This is a genomic window from Streptomyces sp. NPDC048483, from assembly GCF_040651455.1.
In the GTDB taxonomy this organism is placed as follows: domain Bacteria; phylum Actinomycetota; class Actinomycetes; order Streptomycetales; family Streptomycetaceae; genus Streptomyces.
The window spans coordinates 1-2,970 of sequence record NZ_JBEZJZ010000234.1 but is presented as its reverse complement, the minus strand read 5'-3'; the positions used below and the strand labels follow the sequence as shown (position 1 = coordinate 2,970).

Below are 2,970 nucleotides of genomic sequence, written 5' to 3'. Positions count from 1 at the left end.
ACGGCAGACCACTGAAAGCCACACCCGACACCCCTGGGTGAGCCAACCCTACGAATGGCTCGCTCATCCCGATCAACAAGGTAGGGACCACTGAAAGGCGCGAGAGTCCGGCCCACCGGGCAGCGTGAACACCCTTTCTGAATACGGTCCGCCGGTGCCGCAGGGGCTTTCCCCTGCGGCACTGTGCTGTTCGGGAACCGATCGGTTGATGGACACGCGCCTGCCGTGAGATTGCCGCCGTGCTGGAGGCTGGCCGGATCAGTCGAGGGCGCCGTCGAGCGCGGTCAGCAGTCCGTGCTCACACGCTCCCGGTCCGTCGACCTGGTCCACGAAGTCGGCGATGAGCGCGAGTGCGCACGCCATCGCGATCCGCTCGCTGTCGGGGACCGGCCCGGCCTGGTCCCGCCAGGCAACCGGGTCGCGCCCTTCGAAGGCGGCGGTCACGACTTGGCGCACCATCGGCAGGTCAGCTGGTTCCACGTAATCGGACCGCTGACCGACGACCTTGTCCATCAACGTGCTGATGAATCGCTCGGCGAACTGCTCTCTACCGGGGTGGCCGACGCTGAGCTGGGCCACCGCGCCGCCGATCAGAAACACGGTCCCCCGCGGCAGTTCGTCGGCACCGTAGATGGCCGTGGCCGCCGCGATCGCTCGGCCAGAGCGGGAATCTTCCCCGGATCGTCCCCCGAGCGCAGGACGCGGCGTGTCGCGGGCGGGGGCGTCGACGACGGGTCGTTGACCTGGACGAACGAGCCCACCGGCGGTGCGCTCCCGGCCATTGCCGGGAGCGAAGCGCCTCGTAGACGGCGTTGTACTGGTGAACTCGCCTATTCAAGTGTCGCCAATTCCTCGTGGAGTCCGACCATCTGGTGACCGTGCGTGATTGCCGGCGGCGATGTCAGCGGCGACTGCCAGGATGATCGTCATGACTGACACCACGGGAGTGGTCCGCCAGGACGCGGCGGATCTCGCGGAAAGCCTTCTCACCCACGACGATGCCGAGCTGGACCGGCCGTTCACGATCCTCACGCACGAGGAGAAAAGCGGCCTGGTCGAACGCCGTAAGGCCCTGCGGCCGATCTACGCGGCCATCGTGGCGCGCGTCGGCCGGCCCACGCTGTTGGGCGGCACCGCACACGGGCCCAGCGTGCGGTGGAGCACCCGCGAGCGGACACTGCTGCTGTCCGGGGACCGCGGCGAAGCGACGCTGTCCGCGCACCAGCCGGAATCGTTCGCCCAGGACGAGTTCTGGAGCTTCGACTCGGGCCGCCTGCCCTACACTTGGCAGTTGGACCGCAACGGCCCCGGCCATGACCACGGCTGGACCTTCAACGGACACGCGACAGCAGACAACTGGACGTCGGCCGAGGAGCGACTGACAGGGATGCTCGCCTCCTGGGCCGAGCACATGCCCCTACAGGCCCCCGGCGACTGGGCGGGCTTCAAGCTCTGGGCGTCACGGGACTGGGGGCGCACCATGATCGTGTCCTTCAACCCGTCGGACACGAACTGCGAGTTCCACGCGGCCATCGAGGACCGTGACCACGAGCAAACGCCCGAGCGTGCGGCGGAGATGCGCGCGAGGGGCTGGCAAAGTGTGGACGAGCACCGATGGTGGCGCGCCCAGTTGCCCGAGACGGACCCGACGGCAGCCGCCGCACTCGCGCGAGTGGTCGTCACCGATCTGCGGGCCCGCGGCACCACGTGCCCGGACGAAGTGACCGCCTGGGACGTCAGCGCCGGTGACAACGGCGAACTGTGGGTGCCAGGCATCGGGGTCAACGTGCGTCCGCGCCGTGGAGAGCACTACTAGGCGGACGGAACATCGGTACAGCGGTCCATGCTAAGTGTTCGGCTTCGGAAGTCCTTCAGGGGTTGACTCCTGAGTCTGTCGCGTGCGCGGTGCCGGGGCAGACGTTGGGGTGGGTAGAGGCCGCAGGCGCAGTCCAGGGCGCCTGCGGGGCTGCCGGTGGGTAGGGCGGCGGTGTCCTCGTCATGGTTGCTGGCTGGTGGTGGTTCCTTTGCAGTGCTGTTTGTGATCTTTCACGACTGCCCTTCAGGAGCTGCACTCCGGCAAAACAGATGCCACAGACTGCACGTCGACGTAATGTGTGATCCCGGTTGCTGTCTATTACCTGGCCGTTGGTACGGCCACAGCTTCGGGAGGGCTTGATGGTTGCGGACTTAGTCAGGACTTGGGTGGCGGGCTGGGCCGTGTCCCGGCGGACGCCCCCGCCTGTCGAGAAGCCCTGGGGGTTCTATATCGAGGTGGCCGGAAACGCCGACGAAGTGGGACGTCATGTCCTGCCCGAGGCCGAGGAGTCGTGGGTCCGCAGCGCCGCGGCCTCGGTTTCCGTGCCGCGGACTTGGATGAAGATGCCCGGGGAGCCGGAGGAGATCGAGTCCTGGCTGTCCCAGGGGTGGGTGATGGAGGAGACCGGCCATCTGATGGCCGTTGACCTGATGGCCACGGACCCGGTCGCGCCTGTGGGGTACACCGCGGCCGTGGAGACCGTTGGAGCCGTCACCTACGCCCGGGTGCTGGATGCGGCGGGCGAGCAGGCGGCCCAGGGGCAGATGGCATCCCTCGGGGAAGCCGTGGTCGTGGACCGGGTGATGACCGAGGAGGCCCATCGGCGGCGCGGGCTGGGAAACTTCGTGACGCGTACGCTTGCCGACCGCGCCCTGGAGACAGGCGCGGTCCTCGGCGTTCTCGGCGCGACCGACGCCGGGCGCGCGCTGTACGAGACGCTGGGCTGGAAGAAGCACGCGACGCTGACGGAGTGCGTCTACCGGCCCTGAAGCAGGAGTATTGGCCGTACGCGGGGGGCCGAATCCAAAGAGCGCCAACACCCCGGACCGTCGCCGCTCTGGCCTTCACACAACTGCGGTCAGGGCCATCTTGTCCCCACCCGGTGCTCATGGCACGGGATGCGGAGCCCAGACACGACGTCTGGGCTCCGCCCC

3 protein-coding genes are annotated in these 2,970 nt (G+C 68.2%); 2 read left to right on the top strand and 1 reads right to left on the bottom strand.

Translation table 11 applies throughout. From position 1 onward, the window contains the following. Positions 1-258: 258 nt before the first annotated feature. Entirely contained in the window at positions 259-600 is a 342-nt protein-coding gene (locus AB0D04_RS42450; protein ID WP_362712822.1) for a hypothetical protein, read from the bottom strand. Between the two features lie 328 nt (positions 601-928). On the opposite strand from AB0D04_RS42450, the gene AB0D04_RS42445 reads away from it, so the two are divergent. Next, positions 929-1,816: a hypothetical protein gene (locus AB0D04_RS42445; RefSeq protein ID WP_362712821.1), complete on the top strand. Its 888-nt coding sequence runs from the start codon at positions 929-931 to the stop codon at positions 1,814-1,816. A 359-nt stretch (positions 1,817-2,175) separates the two neighbouring features. Further along, on the top strand, positions 2,176-2,805 hold the full coding sequence (locus AB0D04_RS42440; RefSeq protein WP_362712819.1) for a GNAT family N-acetyltransferase: 630 nt from the start codon (positions 2,176-2,178) through the stop codon (positions 2,803-2,805). The last annotated feature ends 165 nt before the right edge of the window (positions 2,806-2,970 follow it).

Coding starts and splice junctions, on each gene's coding strand:
- AB0D04_RS42445 (WP_362712821.1), top strand. CDS start 929: ATGACTGACACCACGGGAGTGGTCCGCCAGGACGCGGCGGATCTCGCG.
- AB0D04_RS42440 (WP_362712819.1), top strand. CDS start 2,176: ATGGTTGCGGACTTAGTCAGGACTTGGGTGGCGGGCTGGGCCGTGTCC.